The organism is Vibrio sp. YYF0003, assembly GCF_036350715.1.
GTDB lineage: Bacteria > Pseudomonadota > Gammaproteobacteria > Enterobacterales > Vibrionaceae > Vibrio > Vibrio natriegens.
Genome location: NZ_JAZDWA010000004.1, coordinates 136,361 through 156,968 on the forward strand (window position 1 = coordinate 136,361; position 20,608 = coordinate 156,968).

Below are 20,608 nucleotides of genomic sequence, written 5' to 3' on the forward strand. Positions count from 1 at the left end.
AGAGAACATAAATTTGTAGGGATAGATAGAGAGGCCACCGAAGCAGCCTCTTTATGAACGAATGGAGTATGATTCCAGTTAATACCGAGAATCAAGGTTGGCAGATAATCAACCTCCTGAGTTGTTTGGCGGATTGAGTGTCCAGTCCCCGCCAAGTGATTTGTAAAGTGCAATCGTTGCTTGCGCTGTTTGCAGTTTTGCCGCGACACGTTGGTCTTGCATCATTCGTTGCTGACGCTGAGCATCTAACACCGATAGATGGTCAATCAGACCAGCGCGGTAAAGTGACTTCGCCTTGCTCACTGCGTTATCCGTCGCTTTTAGGGCATCATTAACTCGACGCTGGTTCTCCTGGCTTCTGCCATAAGCAAATAGAGTCGATTCCGTTTCTACCAATGCTGCATCCACCGTATGCTGATAAGACAACGTCGCCGAATCAAATCGTGCTTGGTTCATGGCTTCAATTGCCTCCCCACGCCCACCATCAAACAAGTTCCAACTTACGCCTGCAGCACCCATCCAGCCGAAAGAGTCACTACTGAACAGATCATCAAAGCTCGATGCGGATAAGCCCGGAGCGCCCGTTAAGAAAAACTTAGGGTATTGATCGGCAATACTAGCCGCGAGTTCTTCATTCAATGCTGCCATTTCACGCTCAGCCAGACGAATATCGGTGCGGCGCTTCAATAAATCCGAGGGTAAACCGACGGGCACCATATTCTGCATGCTCGGCACACCGTGGCTTTGTGCCAAACGGGTTTCAACCTTTGTCAGAGGTTCTCCAAGGAGCACCGCAATCCGATGTTTATGCGTTTGTTGAGCAATTTCTAGCTGAGGAACAATCGCTTCCATAGCCGCGAGCGTTGCTTTCGCTTGTGCTAAATCAAGGTCAGAGCCATAGCCGCTTTGCACCACTTTCTCGACCAGGTTCATGGTGCGTTTCTGATCGTCCAAGTTTGACTTCGCCAGGTCAAGGCGTTCGCTCGCACCTTGGTACTGAAGGTAGTTATGAATTAAATCTGCCGTAATCACCGTGGTTAAGCCGCTTTGATAAATTTCAGCTTGCTCCAGACGAATTTGCGCCGCATTCGCTTGACGGTCAATTCGTCCAAATAAATCCATCTCCCACGAGATATTCGCTCCGGCAAAGACACCATCGTGTTGATTATCCATCAAGGTGACATTGCCAACTTGTGGCGGTAAGCCGGATACCGAATCACTTAACGGGTTTAAAATCGGGCCCAGTGACGAGTCATTCTTACTGAACTGATAATTCATATAGCCCGCGCTGAGACTGATGGTCGGCACCTTAAACGATTCCACCATCGTCTTATAGCTGTTGGCCATTTTTACACGCTCTGCGGCAACTTTAAGCGGAATACTTTGACTCTGCATATCTTGAACCAGTTGATTTAAGATTGGGTCATTAAACTCCGTCCACCAAAACTCATTAGTTTGTGACTCGGTGCTTAGCCCCGAGTCTTGGCTGTTAAGGTAAGTCTCTGCAATGCTGGTGGTTGGCCCCTGATAATCGGGACCCACCGCACAACCGGTCAAACTCAGTGCCAGAACAATTGGCGCAAGGATGAATTTTTTCATGATGACGCCTCCTGTGGCTTAGTTTTGGTTTGGGTTATTGGCTCTTTGTCCTTGTACGCAAGGCGATAAAGAGCAGGCATTACGAACAAAGACAAGACCGTTGCCGCTGCTAAACCCCCGATGATGGTTGCTGCCATTTGGTCAAACAGCAGATCCGAAAGTAGCGGAATCATGCCTAGCGCCGTTGTTAGTGCGCCCATCGAGATCGCCATGGTTCGGTTCACGGTCGCTTCTTTAATCGCGTCTGACAGGTTCATACCGTTTGCTCGTTCCAGTTCAATTTGATCCATTAATACAATGCCGTTTTTAATGATCATCCCCGTCAGCGTAATCGCGCCGATGATCGCCATAAAACCAAATGGTTTATCAAACCCGAGCAGAGCAAAAGCCGCCCCTGACGCTGCCAATGGCAGAGTCGCCAAGATGATGATTGGCTGCTTGAAGCCGTTAAACATTGCCACCAGAATGATCACCATGATCAGCATGGCTTTCGGTTGCTGTTTCATGATGTCCGTGACGGATTTGTTTTCATCATAATATTCGCCGCCCCATTCCATGCTGTAGCCAGAAGGCAGTTCAATCGCTTCAATTTGATCTTTAATCGCGTTTCTAACGTTGGCTGGTGTTGACTCTCGGCTAACACCGGCCTGAACCGTTATGGTTTTCACGCGATCACGACGCCAAATCATGCTCTCTTCGGTAACGAGCTCAAAACCATCGACGATCTGACCAAGTGGAACGCTGTTGAACCCAATTAGAGAACGTACTGGTAACGTTTCTAGTGAAGCCATCGTCTGCGAAGTACCACGCAATTGGATTGGGATAAGCTCGTCGTTAAGGTTCATCTGACCCAACGGCATACCGTCCGAAGCGCGTTTCAATGCGAATGCTACGTCTGTGCGATTGATGCCAGCATGACGCATCTTGTCCTGATTTAGGATTGGTTTGAGCACTTTGCTCTCTTGGCGCCAATCGTCGCGGATGTATTTTGCATCTGGGTGAGAGGCAAAAATGGTCTTCGCTTTTGCGGCTAATTGATGCAATACGTTCTCATCAGGTCCATAAAAGCGGGCTTCTACAGCAAACTTGTCTTTTGTTGCGAGTTTAAGGGCGCGGAAACGAGGTTCTGCATCCGGAAATTCATTTTTAAGCCATTCATCACCGCGAGCAACTAAGCGGCTGATGCTTGGGTAGTCTTTGGTATTAATCAGTACCTGACCGTATGCCGGGTCAAGTGGCTCTGGCTCTACCGTTACAGAGAAACGTGGAGCACTTGTTCCGATATAGCTTGAGATACTTTCGACTTCTGGCTGTTCGACCAGCCACTTCTCGACCTTGCGCATATCTGCTGAGGTTTGTTCGATCTTCGCACCATTTGGCAACCAGTAATCTAAGAACACAATTGAGCGATCGGATTGCGGAATGAAGTTCACTGCTATATAAGGGACCGCTAATGCCGTCGCAATGATCAGTGGAACTAACGCTGATAACGCTTTTACTGGGTTGTCGACTGTCCAAAAGACCAGTTGCTTGTAACGGCTTGGTTTCGATTCTTCTTTTGCTGCTTTTGGTTTCACGAACATCCAAACCATCAGCACGGTGAAGGTCATCGCCACAATCCATGAAAGCAGCAGTGAAGACGCCATGATGTAAAATACCGAGCTGGCGAATTCCGCAGAATCTGTCTTTGAGAATAGAACCGGACTGGCGCCCATTATCGCAATTACCGTTGCGCCTAATAGTGGTATTGCGGTTTCTTTGACTGAATCAATCGCAGCGCGAGTGCGCTCAATGCCTTTGTTGAGTTTCACGATCATCATATCGGTGATAACAATGGCGTTATCAACCAGCATACCCAGAGCCAGGATAAACGTACCCAGTGAAACTCGGTGTAAGTCAATGCCTGCAATGTTCATGTAGCTTAACGTCAGCAAGATAGTCAGTAGTAAGCTCGCGCCAACAATGGTTGCACTTTTAAAGCCCATAAAGACGAGCAGTACCACAAAAACAATCAGCACACTTTCAAGCAAGTTACCCACGAAGTCATCAATCGATTTTTGTACTTCTTCTGGCTGATAGGCGACCGTTGAAATATCGACTCCCAGTGGAAGTGACGCTTGGTAATTCGCAATGATGTTTTGAATCGCATCGCCAAGAGAGACCACGTTGATGCCCTCAACGGGACTAACTGCCAGTGTCACTGCTGGTTCACCGTTGTAGCGATTCTCTGACAAGGCAGGAGTTTGGTAGCCCATGGTAACATCGGCGATATCGCCTAATCGGATTAAGCCAGAGCCAAGGTCACCGGTGCCGCCATTGATCACCAAATTGCGAATGTCTTCCAGAGACTGAAACTCGCTGGTTTGCGCGATGCGAATACGTTCAGTGCCCGCATCAAATTTGCCCGCTTCAAAGGTGGTGTTTTGCGAGTTAAGCTGATTCCAAACCTGAGCAATAGACAGGCCGTACTGCGCCAGACGTTCGTCAGGCATATCAATGTTAACCACACGTGGCTGTACGCCATGCAGTTCGATTTTTTTGATCCCGTCAACGGCTTTGATTTGACGTTGTAACTCTTCCGCGTAACGACGTATCTCTTCTGGAGCAGCATCTTTACTGTGGATAGAGAAAAGCATGCCATACACTTCCGAGAACTCATCTTGCACGATGCTAATTTGCGCTGAAGATGGCAGTTGGAGTTTCACGTCCTCGACTTTTCGTCTCAGTAAATCCCACTGCTGAGGGAGTGCTTTGGAATTGAGGCTCTCGTTGAGGTCGACAAACACCATCGAAAGCCCCGGACGTGAGAGAGAACGTAACTTATCGAGCTCAGCCATTTCCTGCAATTTGGTTTCGATGGTATCAGTGACTTGTTGCTCAACTTCTTCTGCTGAAGCGCCCGGATAGAGCGTGACAACAACGGCTGTTTTTACGGTAAAGCTCGGATCTTCCAACTTGCCTAAGTCAAAATAGGAATAGATGCCCGCAATCACACTTAATACGATGAAAAAGAGTACGAATTTGCGCTGACGAATAGCGAATTCAGCTAAATTGATCATGGATTCGTACCTATAGAGTCTTGATGGTTAGGGTTGGGGTGATGTCACCCTCGCTCAGGTAGTGGCTGCCGCTAATGACGACGTAGTCACCTTGGGCAAAATTGCCAGTGACACATGCCTGATAGGCATCGATTGATTCCAGGTTTACGGGTTCTTCGTGTACAACTTGGTCGCGCACGACATTAACGTGCAGGCTGGCTTTTTCTCCCAATACGGCAGAGTAAGGGAAACAGTGGCTGGATGCCTGTTGGGTGAAGTGAGTATTTACCGTCACCGCTTTGCCGTTAAACAAGTCGTTAGATGCCGAGTCGACATCTAAAGTTACAGTATAAGTTTGTTTCAGCATGTGCTTCTTAGGGGCAATTTCACTGACAACGGCGCGATAGGATTGCTCTGTGTCATACCAGGTTAACTCTGCATCCTGACCCAAGGAGAAATCCTGAATCATGTTCTCTGGCACATCGATATCGACTTCCCAGTTTCCATCTTGTTGTAGCGTCACAACGGATAATCCCGGGCTGGTTTGCTCAAATTGCTCCACGTTGACTTCGCCAATGATGCCAGAGAACGGAGCGCGCAATTCGGTGTAACCTAGCGCGTCTTTGGCACGTTGAATGTTCTTCTCAACCACTTTCACCGATGACACACTGCGTTCATAACTGCTTACCGCACGGTCAAGGTTCACGCTTGCAATGGCATCTTCTGATGTAGCTTGTCTAACACGCTTTAACTCTGCTTTCGCTAACTTATGAGCCGATTTTGCTTCTAACATACGAGCTTCAAGTTCATCCAGCGACACTTGGTAATCATGAGGGTCAAGGCGAGCGATCACTTGTCCTTTCTCGACATGATCGCCTTTTTTTACCAATACGCTGGATAGCGTGCCCGGAACACGGAAAGAGAGCGCCGCTATTTCTTTGGCTTCGACAATCCCACTGAATGATTTTTCCAGCGTTGCATTGTCGCCAGATACCTCAATCACCTGGATTGGTCGTGATGAAAAGGATTCTTGAAGAGGTTGTTGAGTTTGGTTACAGCCAAACAAAGCAAGAGCAACACTACTCAGTGCTGCTGTTTTGATTACGTGATTCATAAGATAGCTCCATAAGTTCGGCGCCATCTTATCGGTGAAAGGTGGTGAGATAATCACGCGTGAGCATGAATCAATGTCACGAAAATCGTGACAATGAAAACGTGCTACAGATGTTTTGGTATTTTATTGCACAAATGCTCGATAAGTAATCGGCTCGCCTGATTCAATGTCTTAGGTTGAGGGTAAAGAAGCCAGCCGGTCTCTTTAGTGACAGAGTAGTGAGACAATACTTGTACTAAATCCCCTGATTCGAGCTCTTTTTCGACCAATACCTTGGCGATGTAGCTGATGCCTCGATCAAGAAGTGTGGAGCTTTTAATGAAGCCAATATTGTTGGAGATAAGCTTGGGACTAACCATAATATTCTGTTCTTGGAAGTGCCAATTATTATCTACAGCGCCGCTTGGCCAACGAAAACAAATAGATTGGTGTTCACTTAACTCTTCCAGAGTTGTTGGCGTGCCATGTTTCTCGAGGTATTTCGGCGACGCAACCACACAGCGATCTAAGGTCAAAATTTTACGCGCGACGATATCAGAATCAAACAATGCGCCACCATGAACAGCAATGTCCAGCCCCTGTTGGAACATATCGATAAAGCCATTAGTAATGTTGCGCACATCCAACTCGACTTGCGGATATTGATCCTGAAAATCAAACAATATCGGTTGAATCAACTCGTAGGTTTCTGGCAACAGACCTAGTTTCACCTTACCTCGTACTTCTACGCTTTCACTAGTGGCTTGTTCATTGGCGGAGTCGAGTAATGTCAGTGCTTTTTGCAGATCCTGATAATACACATCTCCTTTGTTAGTGAGTGACAAGCTTCGCGTGGTGCGGTGAAACAGTTGAGTACCAAGATGGCGTTCAAGTTCGCCAATGCGTCGACTGACATTGGCGCGTGGAAGATCGAGAGCATGTGCAGCAGCTGTAAAGCTACCGAGTTCAACCACTTTCGTGAACAGTTTTAAATCATCAACTCTCATCAGAGTACTCCAGTTTTTTAAACGTCAATTTAAACATTTATATCCAAACGACTTCAAGATGCCCGTCGTTTGGGCGTTTCCAAAGTGAGGATAATCAATAAATATTTTTGCTTTTAAAGATTAATTTATTTTTCTTTTAATTGGTTAATTATTAACTAATTATGCACCCGAATCCCAGCGCGTCGCTGGACTGGTTGGATTGCATACCATGAAACTTATTATCAAAGGATTGGGGCTGAGCGCACTTGTTCTCAGTATGTTTGCTCATGCAGAAACGAAAACTCTGAACGTTTATGCGTGGGGCGGCTATTTGCCGGAAGCGTCACTAAAAGCATTTGAAAAACAAGAAGGTGTGACGGTTAACTATTCGACCTTTGAGAATAATGAGTCAATGTATACCAAGCTGAAATTACTCAAAGGCACTGGTTATGACGTTGTGTTTGCTTCTGCGTATTTCATTGAAAAAATGGGAAGAGAAGGGCTGTTAGCCAAGATCGACCATGAGCAAGTGCCAAACATGCAAGACACAATGCAAGGTTTGCTAGGACAAGCGCACGATCCTAACAATGATTACTCGCTGCCGTATATTTGGGGCGTCACTGGGATCAGTTACAACGAATCGATGGTAGAGCAACCTGTGACAAAATGGGCAGACTTATGGGATGCGCATTATGAGCAACAAGTGATGCTGATTGATGATATTCGCGACGTGTTCGGTATGGCTTTAAAAATGAACGGCCACAGTGTGAACAGCAAAAATGAAGCGGAAATCAAACAAGCTTATGAATCGCTGGTGGCGTTGAAAAACAATGTGCTGCTTTATAACTCAGATGCACCACAGGTTCCGTATGTGTCGGGAGAAACCTCGATTGGTATGCAATGGAATGGTAACGCTTACCAGGGGCAGGTAGAAATGCCAGAGCTGAAGTTCGTGATGCCAGCAGAAGGCGCGGTGTTGTGGATGGATAATTTCACCATCCCATCAGGTAGCGAAAATAAAGTGTTGGCTCATAAATTCATTAATTTTATGTACCAGCCGCAAAACCAAGCAGAAATCGTTAATAGCTTAGGCTACGCCTCTGCAACGAATGCTGGACGTAATCTGTTGCCGGATGAACTGAAAAATAATGCGACCATTTTCCCTGCGGAAGACGACTTGGAAAAAGGCGAGTTCATTAACGATGTTGGCGCTGAAACTTTAGCGATTTATGAGAAATATTGGCAGAACTTAAGAACTCAATAACGATAACAGGCGCGATAGCGCTATCTTGAAATAACTTAGTTCAATACTCTGAACACCCCTCATCATTGATGTGATGAGGGGTCTTTTTTTATCGGCTAAACCGCTCGCGTCACCAAACAGAAATGCCTCTTGCCGCGCTGAAGTAGCCAGTATTGGTCGAAAAGTGGGAAGCTCAGACTCGGTTTCTCGCTGGAGACTTTTTCGCCATTAACACTAATGGCATTGTTATCTATCAGTTCTCTGGCAATGCGTTTTGAACTTGCTAATCCAGATTCAATAAGCAGCGTCACTAAGTCTTGTTGAGTACTGTTAATGCAAGGCAGACCGTCCAGTTCGAGCTGCTTTAATTCACTCAAACTCAATTGTTGAACATCACCACTGAACAGCGCCTGAGTGATGAGCTCGGCACTCGCTAAGCCCGCTTCACCGTGAACGAAGCGTGTCATTTCTTCAGCAAGAATACGCTGCGCCTGTGGCTTTCCTTTGCTTGAAATATCTTGTGTTTCGATCGCTGTAATCTCTTCACAACTCAAGAACGTGTAGTACCGCAAGAAGTGGTATACATCGGCGTCTTCTGCTGCTAGCCAAAACTGGTAAAACGCGTAAGGTGAGGTTTTGGTTGGATCTAGCCAAACTGCACCGCCTTCCGTTTTACCAAATTTGGTGCCATCGGACTTGGTAATAAGCGGCAATGTTAAGCCAAACACTTGCTCACTATTTTGACGGCGTGTTAAGTCTATCCCACTGACAATGTTACCCCATTGATCATTCCCGCCGATCTGCAATCTACAGCCGTACTGACGGTTGAGTTCGGCAAAATCGTAGGACTGTAAAAGCGCGTAGCTAAATTCGGTAAACGAGATCCCTTGATCAGGTCGTTGCAAGCGCTGTTTCACCGATTCGCGGTTGATCATAGTGTTGATCGAAAAGTGCTTACCGACATCGCGGAAAAAATCGATCACATTGATTTTCTGCATCCAGTCGGCATTGTTAACCAGCTGCATTGGCGTCGCCAGTTGAGGGTTCATCAGTTGCTGGATTTGTTTGGAGAGATCATTCACCCAGCCAGTCACCGTTTCTTGCGAGTTAAGGTTGCGCTCGGTAGCTTTAAAACTTGGGTCGCCAATCATACCTGTTGCTCCGCCAATCAGAGCGATGGCTTGATGACCTGCATCCTGAAAGCGCTTAAGCATAATTAAAGGCACGAGGTGTCCGATATGCAGGCTGCCAGCGGTGGGATCGAAACCGCAGTAGACGGTTTGTGGCTCTGATAAAAGCGTTTGAATCAGCTCTAAATCACTGGCTTGCGCGATGAGTCCTCTTGCTTGTAAATCTTCAATCAATGTCATTGTCTTATCTGCCTGAGTTATTGTTTCATTCAGACTAAAGCGCGACAGTGCTGATCGACATATCCCTAAAGGGACAGTTTGTTATCTCACGCGGGTAATCAGATGATTTAAAAACAGCTGAAATAGCTCGCCAAGTGAAGAGACTTTCAACTGTGAGTATATCCGTTTGCGATGATTTTTGACCGTGCCTTGCACCAGTTCCAGTCGAGTCGCAATTTCTTTGGTATCAAACCCTTGTACTAGCAGTTGGGCGACTTCTTGCTCTCGTCGGGTTAACGTATCGGTGCCAAATGTTGTCAAAGCGTGTTCGATTACTTCTCTCAGATTGCCAGAATATGTCTCGGGATTAAAAACGGGCTCAGACATTGAAAACTCAGCTTGTTTCCAGTGTTGCTGGCACAGCGATTGAAGTATCGAAAAGTAAGGTTGTAATCGGTTTATTTGCTGCTTTGAGAAGCGTTTACCTTCTTCCAGGTAGCCGAAATAGAACATTACCCAGGAATGAGCTTCGACTTGGATCAGCATACTGAGTTCATCTTTCCAGCCAGTCTGGCGATAAAATTGGTCGCAATAGGCTTGGTAATCTACTCCCTTACGAACCACATCTTTTAGCGTAAAAATTCCTTGTTGTTTGCAGTCGTTTAACTTCTGGAAAAAGGGATCATTTTGAAACGAATTGGTGAGATAGCGTTGAAAGAGCAAATCACGCTCATTTTGAATCGAATCATAAAGATAAATAGGGTGTTTGTTTTCACGATATCCCAGTATCACCGCGCAATCAAAATCGAATAAAGCGCTGATCACCCGCATCAATTTCGGCGTGAAATTGGGCGTATTTAAGGCAGAGATGGCCTCTGCGAGAAGCGTATTAAAATGAGTGTCAGACATGCGAAGTTGAATTGAAGTGGTTTCATGTAAGCATAACCAAAACCGACTCAACGAGAAAGGGGAGCGTCACCTTTTGCTTCGGCGGTTCTCCCCTTGGCTTCTATTTGTTCTTGAGTCCTTCACTTACTGAGAGTTGGTGAGCTCCTCGTTGACCCAGTATTTAGAACCAGACACATTGACATCGACTAACAGACCTTTTGAGTTCAACTGGTACACCGCGACACCACTGCTAAAGTGTGTGCTGAGTTCCTCACCTTCATCGCCTGCAAGAGCCGTTGCTTCGCTGGACGCTTCCCAGCCTTCATTAACGAAAGTGTCGAAATCTTTTTGGTTTTCAAACAGCACCACTTGTTGATAAAACTTGCCGCCAGCGCCGAGTGCCAAGCCCATTCCGAACATGTTCATGTAAGTGCGTTTTTCTGTCTCTTTATTTACCGCAACGCCAGAGCCAGAGTTGGTGTGGAACAGTAAAGATAACTTGCGAGAGTCAAACACCGCGTAGCCATATGCTTGGTCGTAGAGTGCCTTCGCTTCCGGTTTTTCATTGAAGAGTTTGAACATGGTGCTGTCAGCCATCAAATCGACCGCTTGTCGTGCTTCTTCTGGCGTATCGCCTTCCATCAGCTCATCAATCTTTTTATCCGCGATATCAATCCACTCTTTGCTTTTTTCAATGCTCGCATCTGTCCATTCACCAGCCGTGTTCATCGCTTCTTCTGACCAGTTCATAAAATCTTGCCAAGCTTGTTTGGAATACGTTTTCGTACTGTCCCATGCCTCTTGTGCACCTTCCGCAACCGCATCACCCAGCTCAGACATCTTTTCGGAAATTTTATCCCAGTCTGCATGGGCCGGAGAGGCAAGTAACATTAGCGTTGTTAAGATAACGATCGGTTTTTTCATCGACTTCAATCTCTTGCGAAATGGGTTTCTTTCATTCTAGGTGAAAATCTGCAGAGGGAAAATTACGCATGACGCTAGGCTGCGAATATTGTCACGAACTCACGCAATATTGACATAAGGTCTTGCTACAGAATGCAAAAAGCCCCCAAACCGAAGTTTGAGGGCTTTAGATTAGAGAATTCTAACGCGAATTACTTGCTAACTTTACCTAGCTGCAACCAAGTATCGATAACCGTATCTGGGTTAAGTGATACAGAGCTGATGCCTTGCTCCATCAACCATTCCGCTAAATCTTCATGGTCAGAAGGACCTTGGCCACAAATACCTACGTACTTACCAGCTTTCGTTGCTGCGTCGATTGCCATTTTCAGCATGACTTTAACCGCAGCGTTACGCTCATCAAATAGGTGAGCGACGTCGCCAGAGTCACGGTCCAGACCAAGTGTTAGCTGAGTCATGTCGTTTGAACCGATAGAGAAGCCGTCGAAGTACTTCAAGAACTCATCTGCCAGTACTGCGTTTGAAGGCAGTTCACACATCATGATAACTTTCAGACCCTGGTCACCACGGCGTAGGTCGAACTTAGCCAACAGGTCGATAACCGACGCTGCTTCGCTTGGAGTACGAACGAACGGGATCATGATCTCGATGTTCTTCAAGCCCATTTCGTTGCGAACGCGTTTGATTGCTTGAGTTTCTAGTTCGAAACAGTCTTCAAACACTGGTGAAATGTAACGAGATGCACCACGGAAGCCCAGCATTGGGTTTTCTTCATGCGGCTCGTAAGATTTACCACCAACCAAGTTGCTGTATTCGTTAGACTTAAAGTCAGACATACGAACGATTACGCGTTTTGGCCAGAATGCAGAAGCGATAGTCGCGATGCCTTCTGTCAGCTTACTTACGTAGAAGTCGATAGGATCTTTGTAACCACGGATACGCTGCGTGATTTCTGCTTTTAGCTCATCGCTTTGAGCATCAAAGTTCAGTAGCGCTTTCGGGTGAATACCGATCATCTTGTTGATGATGAATTCAAGACGCGCAAGACCAACACCTTCGTTTGGAATTTGAGCGAAGTCGAATGCACGATCCGGGTTACCCACGTTCATCATTACTTTAGTCGGTAGCAATGGTAGCTCATCGACAGAAGAACGCTTCACTTCAAAATCAAGATCGCCTTGGTAAACGTAACCTGTTTCGCCTTCTGCACAAGATACTGTCACTTCGATACCGTCAGACAGTTTGCTGGTTGCATCACCACAACCAACGATAGCTGGGATACCAAGCTCACGAGCGATGATCGCTGCGTGACAAGTACGGCCGCCACGGTTGGTTACGATAGCTGACGCTTTCTTCATTACTGGTTCCCAATCTGGGTCAGTCATGTCAGTTACCAGTACGTCGCCGTCTTGAACCAGTGACATTTGGTCTAGTGAATCGACCAAACGTACCGCACCTTTACCGATACGTTGACCGATTGCACGACCTTCAACTAAAACGTCTGCTTTGTTGTTTAGCTCGTAACGCTCGATAACGTTCTTTTCGCTTTGAGAACATACGGTCTCTGGGCGAGCCTGAACGATGTAAAGCTTACCGTCGATGCCGTCTTTCGCCCACTCAATGTCCATTGGACGCTGGTAGTGCTTCTCGATGATCATCGCTTGTTTTGCAAGCTCTTTAATTTCTTCGTCGTTTAGAGAGAAAGTGTTGCGCTCTTCATCCGACGTATCAATGATGTCTACTTGTTTGCCGATTTCTTGGCTGTTTGAGTAGATCATTTTGATCTGTTTAGAACCGAATGTTTTCTTCACGATTGGGTGAGCACCCGCTTCCAACATTGGCTTGTGAACGTAAAACTCATCCGGGTTTACTGCGCCCTGAACCACCATTTCACCCAGACCCCAAGACGAAGTGATGAATACCACTTGGTCGAAGCCTGATTCTGTGTCCAGAGTAAACATTACGCCTGAAGAAGCTTTGTCAGAACGCACCATGCGCTGGATACCTGCTGACAGTGAGATACCACGGTGGTCAAAACCTTGGTGTACACGGTAAGAGATAGCGCGGTCGTTAAATAGAGAAGCGTAAACGTGCTTCGTCGCTTCCATAACAGCGTCAATACCTTTGACGTTTAGGAAGGTCTCTTGCTGACCAGCAAAAGATGCATCAGGTAAGTCTTCCGCTGTTGCAGAAGAGCGAACTGCAACTGAAAGTTCAGGGTTACCTTCAACCAGTTCTTGATAGTTTTCACGGATATCTTGTTCAAGATCTGCTGGGAAAGGGGCGTCTAAAACCCATTGACGGATGGTCGCGCCTGTCTTACGCAGAGCGTCTACATCCTCAACATCCAGTTCATCGAGTAGTTGGTGAATACGATCATCCAAACCTTCATGGTCAAGGAATTTATTGAACGCATATGAGGTTGTCGCAAAACCATTTGGAACAGAAACGCCAACGTTAGCGAGGTTAGAAACCATTTCACCAAGCGAAGCGTTCTTACCGCCGACTTTGTCGACATCATTCATGGATAGGCCATTGAACCAGAGGGTGTTCTTTTGCATGTCTTTCTCCAGAAACATTGCAGCTTTTGTAGGGGGACTTAAGTCAATCTAAACAAATGCTTACTCGTTATTGTCAGTTAAAATCACAGAGGGTGTTTTTATAAATTGTGTAACCAGAGTAATAAGCTACTGAAATTTATAATTCACTATGAGCGACTTTTTCTGAACAATTTTCGACCATTCACTTGTTCAGGTTGATATCAAAGGCAATCGATTACGTTCTAGCTAAAAAAAACTCAACGAATTTTCAAAGCTGTGGGGAACCTAACTGAAAGCCAAACTGATTTATTAATATTATGTTGACCATCCTACTCAAAAGATTTTGAAATATTAAACAAAAATGCAAACAAATACCCAAAGTCGTGATGTATTCTATGTTTCTGACGGTACGGCGATAACATGTGAGACATTAGCCCATGTTGTTCTAGGTCAATTTTCATTCATTCCTAATGAAAAAACCTTTCCTTTTGTGGAAACTCCAGACAAAGGATTGGATGTCGTCAAAGAAATAGAAGCTTCCTACCGCCGAAATGGTGTTAAGCCTCTGGTGTTTTTCTCTATAGTTGTGCCAGAAGTGCGGGAAATGCTGCTTGCGGCTCCCGCTTTCAGCTACGATGTGCTTGAAAGCATCGTGCAAAAAGTTCAGGACGACATTCAGATGGCACCCACGCCAAAGTTGCAGCGCTCCCGAAGTGTGGGTAAAGACTCCGATACTTACTTTGACCGCATTGCTGCAATCGAATATACGCTCGCCCATGATGATGGCATTACGCTAAAAGGCTTGGAGCAGGCAGATATCATTCTTCTGGGTGTATCGCGCAGTGGCAAAACCCCAACCAGCTTATATATGGCAATGCAGTTTGGTCTGCGCGTGGTGAACTACCCGTTTATTGCGGAAGACGTAAAGATGCTGCGCTTGTTGCCTGAGTTTGAGATACATCGTCATAAGTTGTTTGGATTGACCATTACCCCTGAACGATTGAATGAAATTCGCGAGAATCGTTTATCGGGCAGTGATTACGCCAGTGAAGAACAATGTAAATTGGAGTTGAATACGGTTGAAGCTCTGTTCCGAAGAGAAGCGATTCCTTATATCAATACCTCGTCGCTTTCTGTTGAGGAAATTTCGACTCGAATTTTGGAAAAGGCGGGAATGAAGCGCAGATTGTTTTAACGGGAAACCGTTCTAGACCGAAACGGCGTTCAGTCAGGTTTCAAAAATAAAAAAAAGCGGCTTCACCCCGGAACAGATGGAAGCCGCTGCCAAAAGATGTGGTTTACCAACGTTGGTTGGTATCCATCACACCTTAACGCATAATCATTTGTTCACGACCAGGACCCACAGAAACCATTTTTACTGGTACGCCCATAAGTTCTTCAATACGCAGTACGTATTTCTGTGCCGCTACTGGTAGCTCTTCAAACTGACGACATCCTGTGATGTCTTCGCTCCAGCTTTCCATTTTCTCGTAGATTGGTGCTAGTGCTGCTGTTTGAGGCCAGATTGGGTTTTCGCTGTGATCGCCTTCGTAGCCAACACAGATTTTAAGATCGTTAAGACCCGTCAGACAGTCTACTTTGGTTAGCGCGATTTCTGTCGCTGCTTGTAGCTCAACCCCGTTTTTGGTTGCTACTGCATCAAAGTAACCCATGTCGCGTGGACGGCCTGTTGTTGCGCCGAACTCACCTGCAAGTTCACGGAATGCATCTTGCTCTTCCATTGCAGTGATCAGCGTGCCTGTACCTACTGATGAACTGAATGCTTTCGCTACAGCAATTACGCGCTCTGGACGAAGAGCTGGTAGGCCACTACCGATACCTGCATACATAGAGACAACATTTGAAGACGTTGTCCATGGGTATTCACCGTAAACCAGGTCACGACCAGCACCAAGTTGCGCTTCGAATAGCAGGGTCTTGTCTTCTGCTTGCAGCTCTTTAAGAGGAAGCGTTACGTTACAGATAGCATCACGCCAAGGTGCCGATACTTCTAGTAACCAGTTCGCTAACTCTTCTGCCGTCTGTTCAAACTCAAATGTAGGGTAAAGCGCACGTAGTTGAGGTAGTTTCCAATCCATCATAAATTGAAGACGTTCAACTAGCACTTCAGGTTGCTTTAACCAACCAACAAGAATGCCTTTTTTCATCACACGGTCACCGTACGCAGGTGCAATACCTTGACGAGTAGAACCATATGCTTTGTCGCCTAAACGCTGTTCTTCTAGCGTATCTTCAAGTGCATGTAGAGGTAGACACAGTGTTGCGCGATCAGAAATGCGCATATTCACTTTGACGCCCGCTTCTTCGACTTCCGCAATCTCCTGAGACAGCAACGCAGGGCTGATAACCATACCCGGACCTAAAACTGCCAAACAGTCTGGGTTGAATACGCCACTTGGAAGCTGGTGTAGCTTAAACGTGCCCAGGTCGTTAACCACGGTGTGACCCGCGTTGTTACCACCTTGGAAACGAATACTCGCAGAAGCTTGCTCTGCCAAAAAGTCAACGATGCGGCCTTTGCCTTCATCACCCCAGTTTGCACCCACAACAACGATAGACGACATAATTTGTACTCCAATAACAGACCGAAAAATCTTATGTTGTTCGCCTTAATAAGAGAAATTAATTATACTCATCAGCTTGATAAGAATCTCATATCGGAGTGGGCAATGTTGGATTTGAATTGGCTGAGGACATTTGTCACGTTGGCTGAAGTGAAACATTTCGGCAAAACGGCTACAGAGCTGCATATGACTCAGCCGAATGTCAGCTTGCACATTAAGCAGCTTGAGCAAGCAACACGGACGAAATTGATTGAACGAAATCCTGTGCAACTGACTCAGGCTGGAAAGCGCTTGTTGAATACTGCGCAACACATGCTGAACGAGCTGCAGATCTGTCAGTCGGATCTTAATGCAATTAATGATCTCACGCAGGGAACGCTTTCGATTGCTGCCAGCGATATTGTCTCGCGCTTGTTACTTATCAAACCATTTCAAAAATTCAAAAACGAGTATCCGGGCATCGATTTAGCGCTATTCAACACCACGTCATCTCAAGCGGTGGACTTAGTGAAACGTGCCCGAGCAGACATCGGTTTTGTTATCGCTCAGAAAGAGAGTCAACCGCTTCACTTTACCCCTCTGACCCAGATTCACTGGTGTGCTTTTGGCGACAATATCTTTGAGTGGCAGGAAAACAAAAAGGAAAGCCAGACGCTTATTCTGCTTGGGCACGATACTCGTACGCGAGAACTGATCGATGCTTCTTTACCGGAACTGAAGCTGCCAAAGCATAGAGTGATGGAAGTAGGCAGTGTGGAAGCGCAAATCGATTGGGCGGAAGCCGGTTTTGGCACAGCGATTGTTCCGGACTTTTCAATTGACCCAAGGCTGAAGTTAACCAGAGAGGTGATACCATTGCCAAGCTTCCCCAACACAGACTTTGGTTACATCGTTCGCCAGAATCAGGTGTTATCTAAAGCGGCCAAGCAGTTGCTGACTTGGGTTGGAGAGAATGTCTCAGTGGTTAGTTGATCGGGGTTGGAAGGGGACGTTAAACATGACTTTGAAGGTGATGTTAGAAACGCAGATGTTAGAACGCAACAGGTGAATACAGCCTGTTGCGTTTATTGAGTTAATTCAGCTATCAGCTATCGCTGACGGTTTCGCTGTCTTTCTTATTGACCTGAAAACGCAGTATGTGAGTACGCTCGATCAGAACATAAAGGACAACCCCAGTTACTAGCCCCCAGCTTGCGCCATAGACAGCAAGAACCACGCCCATCATCCCGGCAATACCACGCTCAGTGTTATTGTTTAGCTGCTCTAGTCCTACCATCAGGCAGATGTAACCCGTTAATAGCAGAGTTAACGACAGCGCTATCGGCAGCACAGGTTGGAAGAAACTAACCAGTGGAAGCGCGAAAAGAGCAATAAAACCGGTGATCCAAAACGTACCCGCGCCGCTGTAGATAGAGTCCATTGCTTCGCGCCCATGCTTGTAACGCTCTGCCATTGTTGCAGCAACTGCGGTCCATAATGGTCCGGCTAGGCCTGGGTATGGTGCGAAGAAAGCGTGTAAGGCGTTACGAATCGCGGTGACTAAATGAACACGGTCGATATTGTTTTCAATGACTTCATCGGTACGCAGTTCATCCGCTCGTTGCATCAATGATTGACCTACAATGATGTCCCCGAAGGCAATAATGTAAGCAATGACTGCGGTTGGAATGGCCATCAGGAATACGTCTAAATCCGGGAAACCAATATTAAATGGTAAGTACTGCCACATTCCGACAAAGTCTGGTTGAGTAATACCCCATTGGATATCAGGCATTGGGTATTCACCGACCAAAATGCCCACTGAAATGGCAATGAGCATGCCCGGTACCATGCCGTAATTAACGATTTTTTTCGCCAGGGGCACTCTATCTATCAATCCTTTGAAAGAAACTGAGAACATCAAATACAAGCAGACCAAACTACCAATGCTCAGAGAGATTGGAGTGGCAGCCAGGCGTCCGCCGCTGGAGATTTCGCCCATTATGGCGGCGATCCCGGCACCGATGATGATCCCTGCCTTGAGCGAGTTCGGCACCAGTTTAACCATCGCGGAGCCCAAACGAGTCACGCCCAGGACTAAGAAGATGATAAATACCAGTAGTTGAAGAGCGAACAGCGCTTGTATCGCTTCTGGTCCTGGCTTGAAGTCGCCAAGAAAGAGTAAAACCACCGGAATACCCGGAGTGATCCAACCTGGCACAAACGGTACACCTAACATTGCTGGAATCATAAAGCCAATTCCGCATACCACTACGTAGGCCAGAGCGATGTCATAAGGTAGTCCGAGATATTTCTCTAAAAGGGGGATCATCGCTAAGCTCACTACAAACATAATTAACGCTTGCAGCATTTCCGCAAATTCCCAGCGGTAGTGAATGAAAGGCAGTCGAATTTTAAAAGGCCCCAGTGGCCAGTATGGTTGTTCGGTTCCCTGCTGTCGTTTATAAACTTGCATGGCGTCTTCCTTGTTGACGTTATCGGGGTAGTATTACTTTGCTGTGTTGCAGTAAAAGATGGGGAAGCAATGCCTCCCGATCTAATTACTTATTTATTTAGATTTATTATTTACTTAGATTTCTTTTGCCCAGTCGCGAAGAATGTACTTTTGCACTTTCCCTGTGGACGTTTTGGGTAAGTTGGTGAAGACAATGGTCTTTGGAATTTTAAAGCCAGCTAAGTGCTCACGGCAGTAGTTGAGAATGTCATTTTCACTCGTGAATCTGTTTTGCTTAAGAGTGATAAATGCGCATGGCGACTCGCCCCAGCGTTCATCTGGCTTGGCGACGACGGAAACTTCAAGAATATCGGGATGTTTGTAGAGAACGTCTTCCAGCTCAATAGTAGAAATGTTTTCTCCACCTGAGATGATAATGTCTTTAAGGCGGTCTTTGATCTCTATGTAGCCGTTAGGGTGGCATACACCTAAGTCGCCGGTGTGGAACCAACCACCCTCAAAGGCTTCTGCCGTAGCGCTTGGATTTTTCAGGTAGCCTTTCATTACGGTGTTGCCTCGCATGAAAACCTCACCGATCGTTTTACCGTCTTTGGCGACTGGTTTGAGCGTTTGCGTATCGGCCACTATCACACCTTCAAGCGTTGGGTAACGGACGCCCTGACGTGATTTTAGCGTCGCACGTTCTTCAAGGCTGAACTCATCCCAGCTTTCGTGCCACGCGCAGACAGTGACTGGCCCGTAGACTTCGGTTAATCCATAAACATGGGTAATGTTGATGCCCATTTTTTCCACATCACCAATCACTTTTGCTGGTGGCGCTGCGCCGGCAACCATCGCGTTAACCGGGTGATCGATTGCTGCTTTGGCTTCTTCGGGCATGTTAACCAGAGCGTTTAGAACAATTGGTGCCCCACATAAGTGGCTAACTTTATGCTCACGGATCAGAGTGAGAACTTTTTGCGGGTCAACTCGGCGAAGGAACACATGTATCCCAGCCAAAGCCGTAATGGTCCATGGGTAACACCAGCCGTTACAGTGGAACATTGGCAGTGTCCAGAGGTAGACAGGGTGATGGCCCATTGACCAGGTCATTTGGTTGCCGAGTGAATTCAGGTAAGCCCCACGATGATGGTAAACCACGCCTTTCGGGTTACCGGTCGTGCCTGATGTGTAGTTGAGAGAAATCGCCTGCCATTCGTCTTCTGGCCATTGCCAATCATAGTTAGGATCGCCTTCAGCCAGAAAGGCTTCATAATCGAGATCGCTGGTCGCTTCTTCTCCGCCGTATTCTGGATCGTTGACGTCAATAATCACTGGCGGATTATCAATTAAAGTCAGTGCTTCCGTAATCACAGCATGAAATTCGCGGTCACAGACGAGTACTTTGGCTTCGCTATGTTTGAGCATGAAAGCGATGGTTTCGGCATCAAGTCTGACGTTCAGAGTGTTGAGAACCGCCCCTATCATAGGGACACCGAAATGCGCTTCTAGCATTGCTGGTATATTTGGCAGCATCACTGATACGGTATCACCTTTACCAATACCACGGCCGGATAAAGCCGAAGCAAGTTGACGGCAGCGTTGATAGGTTTCTGACCAGTTGCGACGAATACTGCCATGAATGACAGCAGGGTACTCAGGGTAGACGGTTGCAGTGCGCTCCAAAAAACTCAGTGGAGTGAGAGCAATGTGATTCACTGCGCAAGGCGTAAGATCGTTATCATAGATTGACATTTAAGATCCTTTTTTTAGCTATTGGTGATTCCGTTATCAGATACTTTTTGTTAACAAGCGTGTTCTTTAAATTTAATGTTTTATTAACATGTGCTAATTTATAGCATACCCGTATGAGTTATAGTAATAGCCTATAGTCTTATAGTATTTATCCTATATTTCTCTATACTGGGT

General features: G+C 46.4%; 14 protein-coding genes. 3 read left to right on the plus strand and 11 right to left on the minus strand.

All coding sequences use genetic code 11. The features are described from left to right. Window positions 1-108: 108 nt before the first annotated feature. The 4 genes from V1U08_RS13430 to V1U08_RS13445 form a co-directional block, all read right to left on the minus strand. Window positions 109-1,599 carry an efflux transporter outer membrane subunit gene (locus V1U08_RS13430; RefSeq protein WP_330470787.1) on the minus strand — a complete coding sequence of 497 codons (1,491 nt, stop codon included), beginning with the start codon at window positions 1,597-1,599 and terminating at the stop codon, window positions 109-111. Next, complete coding sequence (locus tag V1U08_RS13435) at window positions 1,596-4,658, minus strand: efflux RND transporter permease subunit (protein ID WP_330470788.1); 3,063 nt, start codon at window positions 4,656-4,658, stop codon at window positions 1,596-1,598. The genes V1U08_RS13430 and V1U08_RS13435 overlap by 4 nt, the downstream gene beginning before the upstream one ends. Before the next feature lie 10 nt (window positions 4,659-4,668). Next, window positions 4,669-5,751: an efflux RND transporter periplasmic adaptor subunit gene (locus tag V1U08_RS13440; protein ID WP_330470789.1), complete on the minus strand. Its 1,083-nt coding sequence runs from the start codon at window positions 5,749-5,751 to the stop codon at window positions 4,669-4,671. 104 nt (window positions 5,752-5,855) lie between these two features. Then, window positions 5,856-6,737 carry a LysR family transcriptional regulator gene (locus V1U08_RS13445; protein ID WP_014233649.1) on the minus strand — a complete coding sequence of 294 codons (882 nt, stop codon included), beginning with the start codon at window positions 6,735-6,737 and terminating at the stop codon, window positions 5,856-5,858. Between the two features lie 208 nt (window positions 6,738-6,945). Between V1U08_RS13445 and V1U08_RS13450 the strand changes: the two genes are divergently transcribed. Further along, the gene (locus V1U08_RS13450) at window positions 6,946-7,980 is read left to right on the plus strand and encodes an ABC transporter substrate-binding protein (protein ID WP_330470790.1); all 1,035 of its coding nucleotides are present in this window, start codon (window positions 6,946-6,948) and stop codon (window positions 7,978-7,980) included. A 95-nt stretch (window positions 7,981-8,075) separates the two neighbouring features. Here the strand turns inward: V1U08_RS13450 and tyrS are convergent, their stop codons facing one another. From tyrS to ppsA, 4 genes are all read right to left on the minus strand, one after another. Beyond that, on the minus strand, window positions 8,076-9,329 hold the full coding sequence (gene tyrS, locus V1U08_RS13455; protein WP_330470791.1) for a tyrosine--tRNA ligase: 1,254 nt from the start codon (window positions 9,327-9,329) through the stop codon (window positions 8,076-8,078). A gap of 81 nt (window positions 9,330-9,410) precedes the next feature. Continuing rightward, window positions 9,411-10,217: a LuxR C-terminal-related transcriptional regulator gene (locus V1U08_RS13460; protein WP_330470792.1), complete on the minus strand. Its 807-nt coding sequence runs from the start codon at window positions 10,215-10,217 to the stop codon at window positions 9,411-9,413. 123 nt (window positions 10,218-10,340) lie between these two features. Beyond that, window positions 10,341-11,120: a YSC84-related protein gene (locus V1U08_RS13465; protein ID WP_330470793.1), complete on the minus strand. Its 780-nt coding sequence runs from the start codon at window positions 11,118-11,120 to the stop codon at window positions 10,341-10,343. Between the two features lie 191 nt (window positions 11,121-11,311). After that, complete coding sequence (gene ppsA, locus V1U08_RS13470) at window positions 11,312-13,681, minus strand: phosphoenolpyruvate synthase (RefSeq protein ID WP_020334436.1); 2,370 nt, start codon at window positions 13,679-13,681, stop codon at window positions 11,312-11,314. Between the two features lie 340 nt (window positions 13,682-14,021). On the opposite strand from ppsA, the gene ppsR reads away from it, so the two are divergent. Further along, complete coding sequence (ppsR, locus tag V1U08_RS13475; protein ID WP_014233655.1) at window positions 14,022-14,855, plus strand: posphoenolpyruvate synthetase regulatory kinase/phosphorylase PpsR; 834 nt, start codon at window positions 14,022-14,024, stop codon at window positions 14,853-14,855. A 133-nt stretch (window positions 14,856-14,988) separates the two neighbouring features. On the opposite strand, the gene V1U08_RS13480 is transcribed toward ppsR, so the two are convergent. Next, on the minus strand, window positions 14,989-16,245 hold the full coding sequence (locus V1U08_RS13480; protein WP_029825740.1) for an adenylosuccinate synthase: 1,257 nt from the start codon (window positions 16,243-16,245) through the stop codon (window positions 14,989-14,991). A gap of 105 nt (window positions 16,246-16,350) precedes the next feature. Between V1U08_RS13480 and V1U08_RS13485 the strand changes: the two genes are divergently transcribed. Then, window positions 16,351-17,217, plus strand: a complete 867-nt coding sequence (locus V1U08_RS13485) for a LysR family transcriptional regulator (RefSeq protein WP_020334440.1) — start codon at window positions 16,351-16,353, stop codon at window positions 17,215-17,217. 112 nt (window positions 17,218-17,329) lie between these two features. Here V1U08_RS13485 and V1U08_RS13490 read toward each other — a convergent pair whose 3' ends face one another. Together V1U08_RS13490 and V1U08_RS13495 are read right to left on the minus strand one after the other, a co-directional pair. Continuing rightward, window positions 17,330-18,700 carry a hypothetical protein gene (locus tag V1U08_RS13490; protein WP_014233658.1) on the minus strand — a complete coding sequence of 457 codons (1,371 nt, stop codon included), beginning with the start codon at window positions 18,698-18,700 and terminating at the stop codon, window positions 17,330-17,332. A gap of 114 nt (window positions 18,701-18,814) precedes the next feature. Then, window positions 18,815-20,434 (minus strand): acyl-CoA synthetase, encoded by a 1,620-nt coding sequence (locus V1U08_RS13495; protein ID WP_330470794.1) that lies wholly within the window; start codon window positions 20,432-20,434, stop codon window positions 18,815-18,817. Window positions 20,435-20,608: the final 174 nt, after the last annotated feature.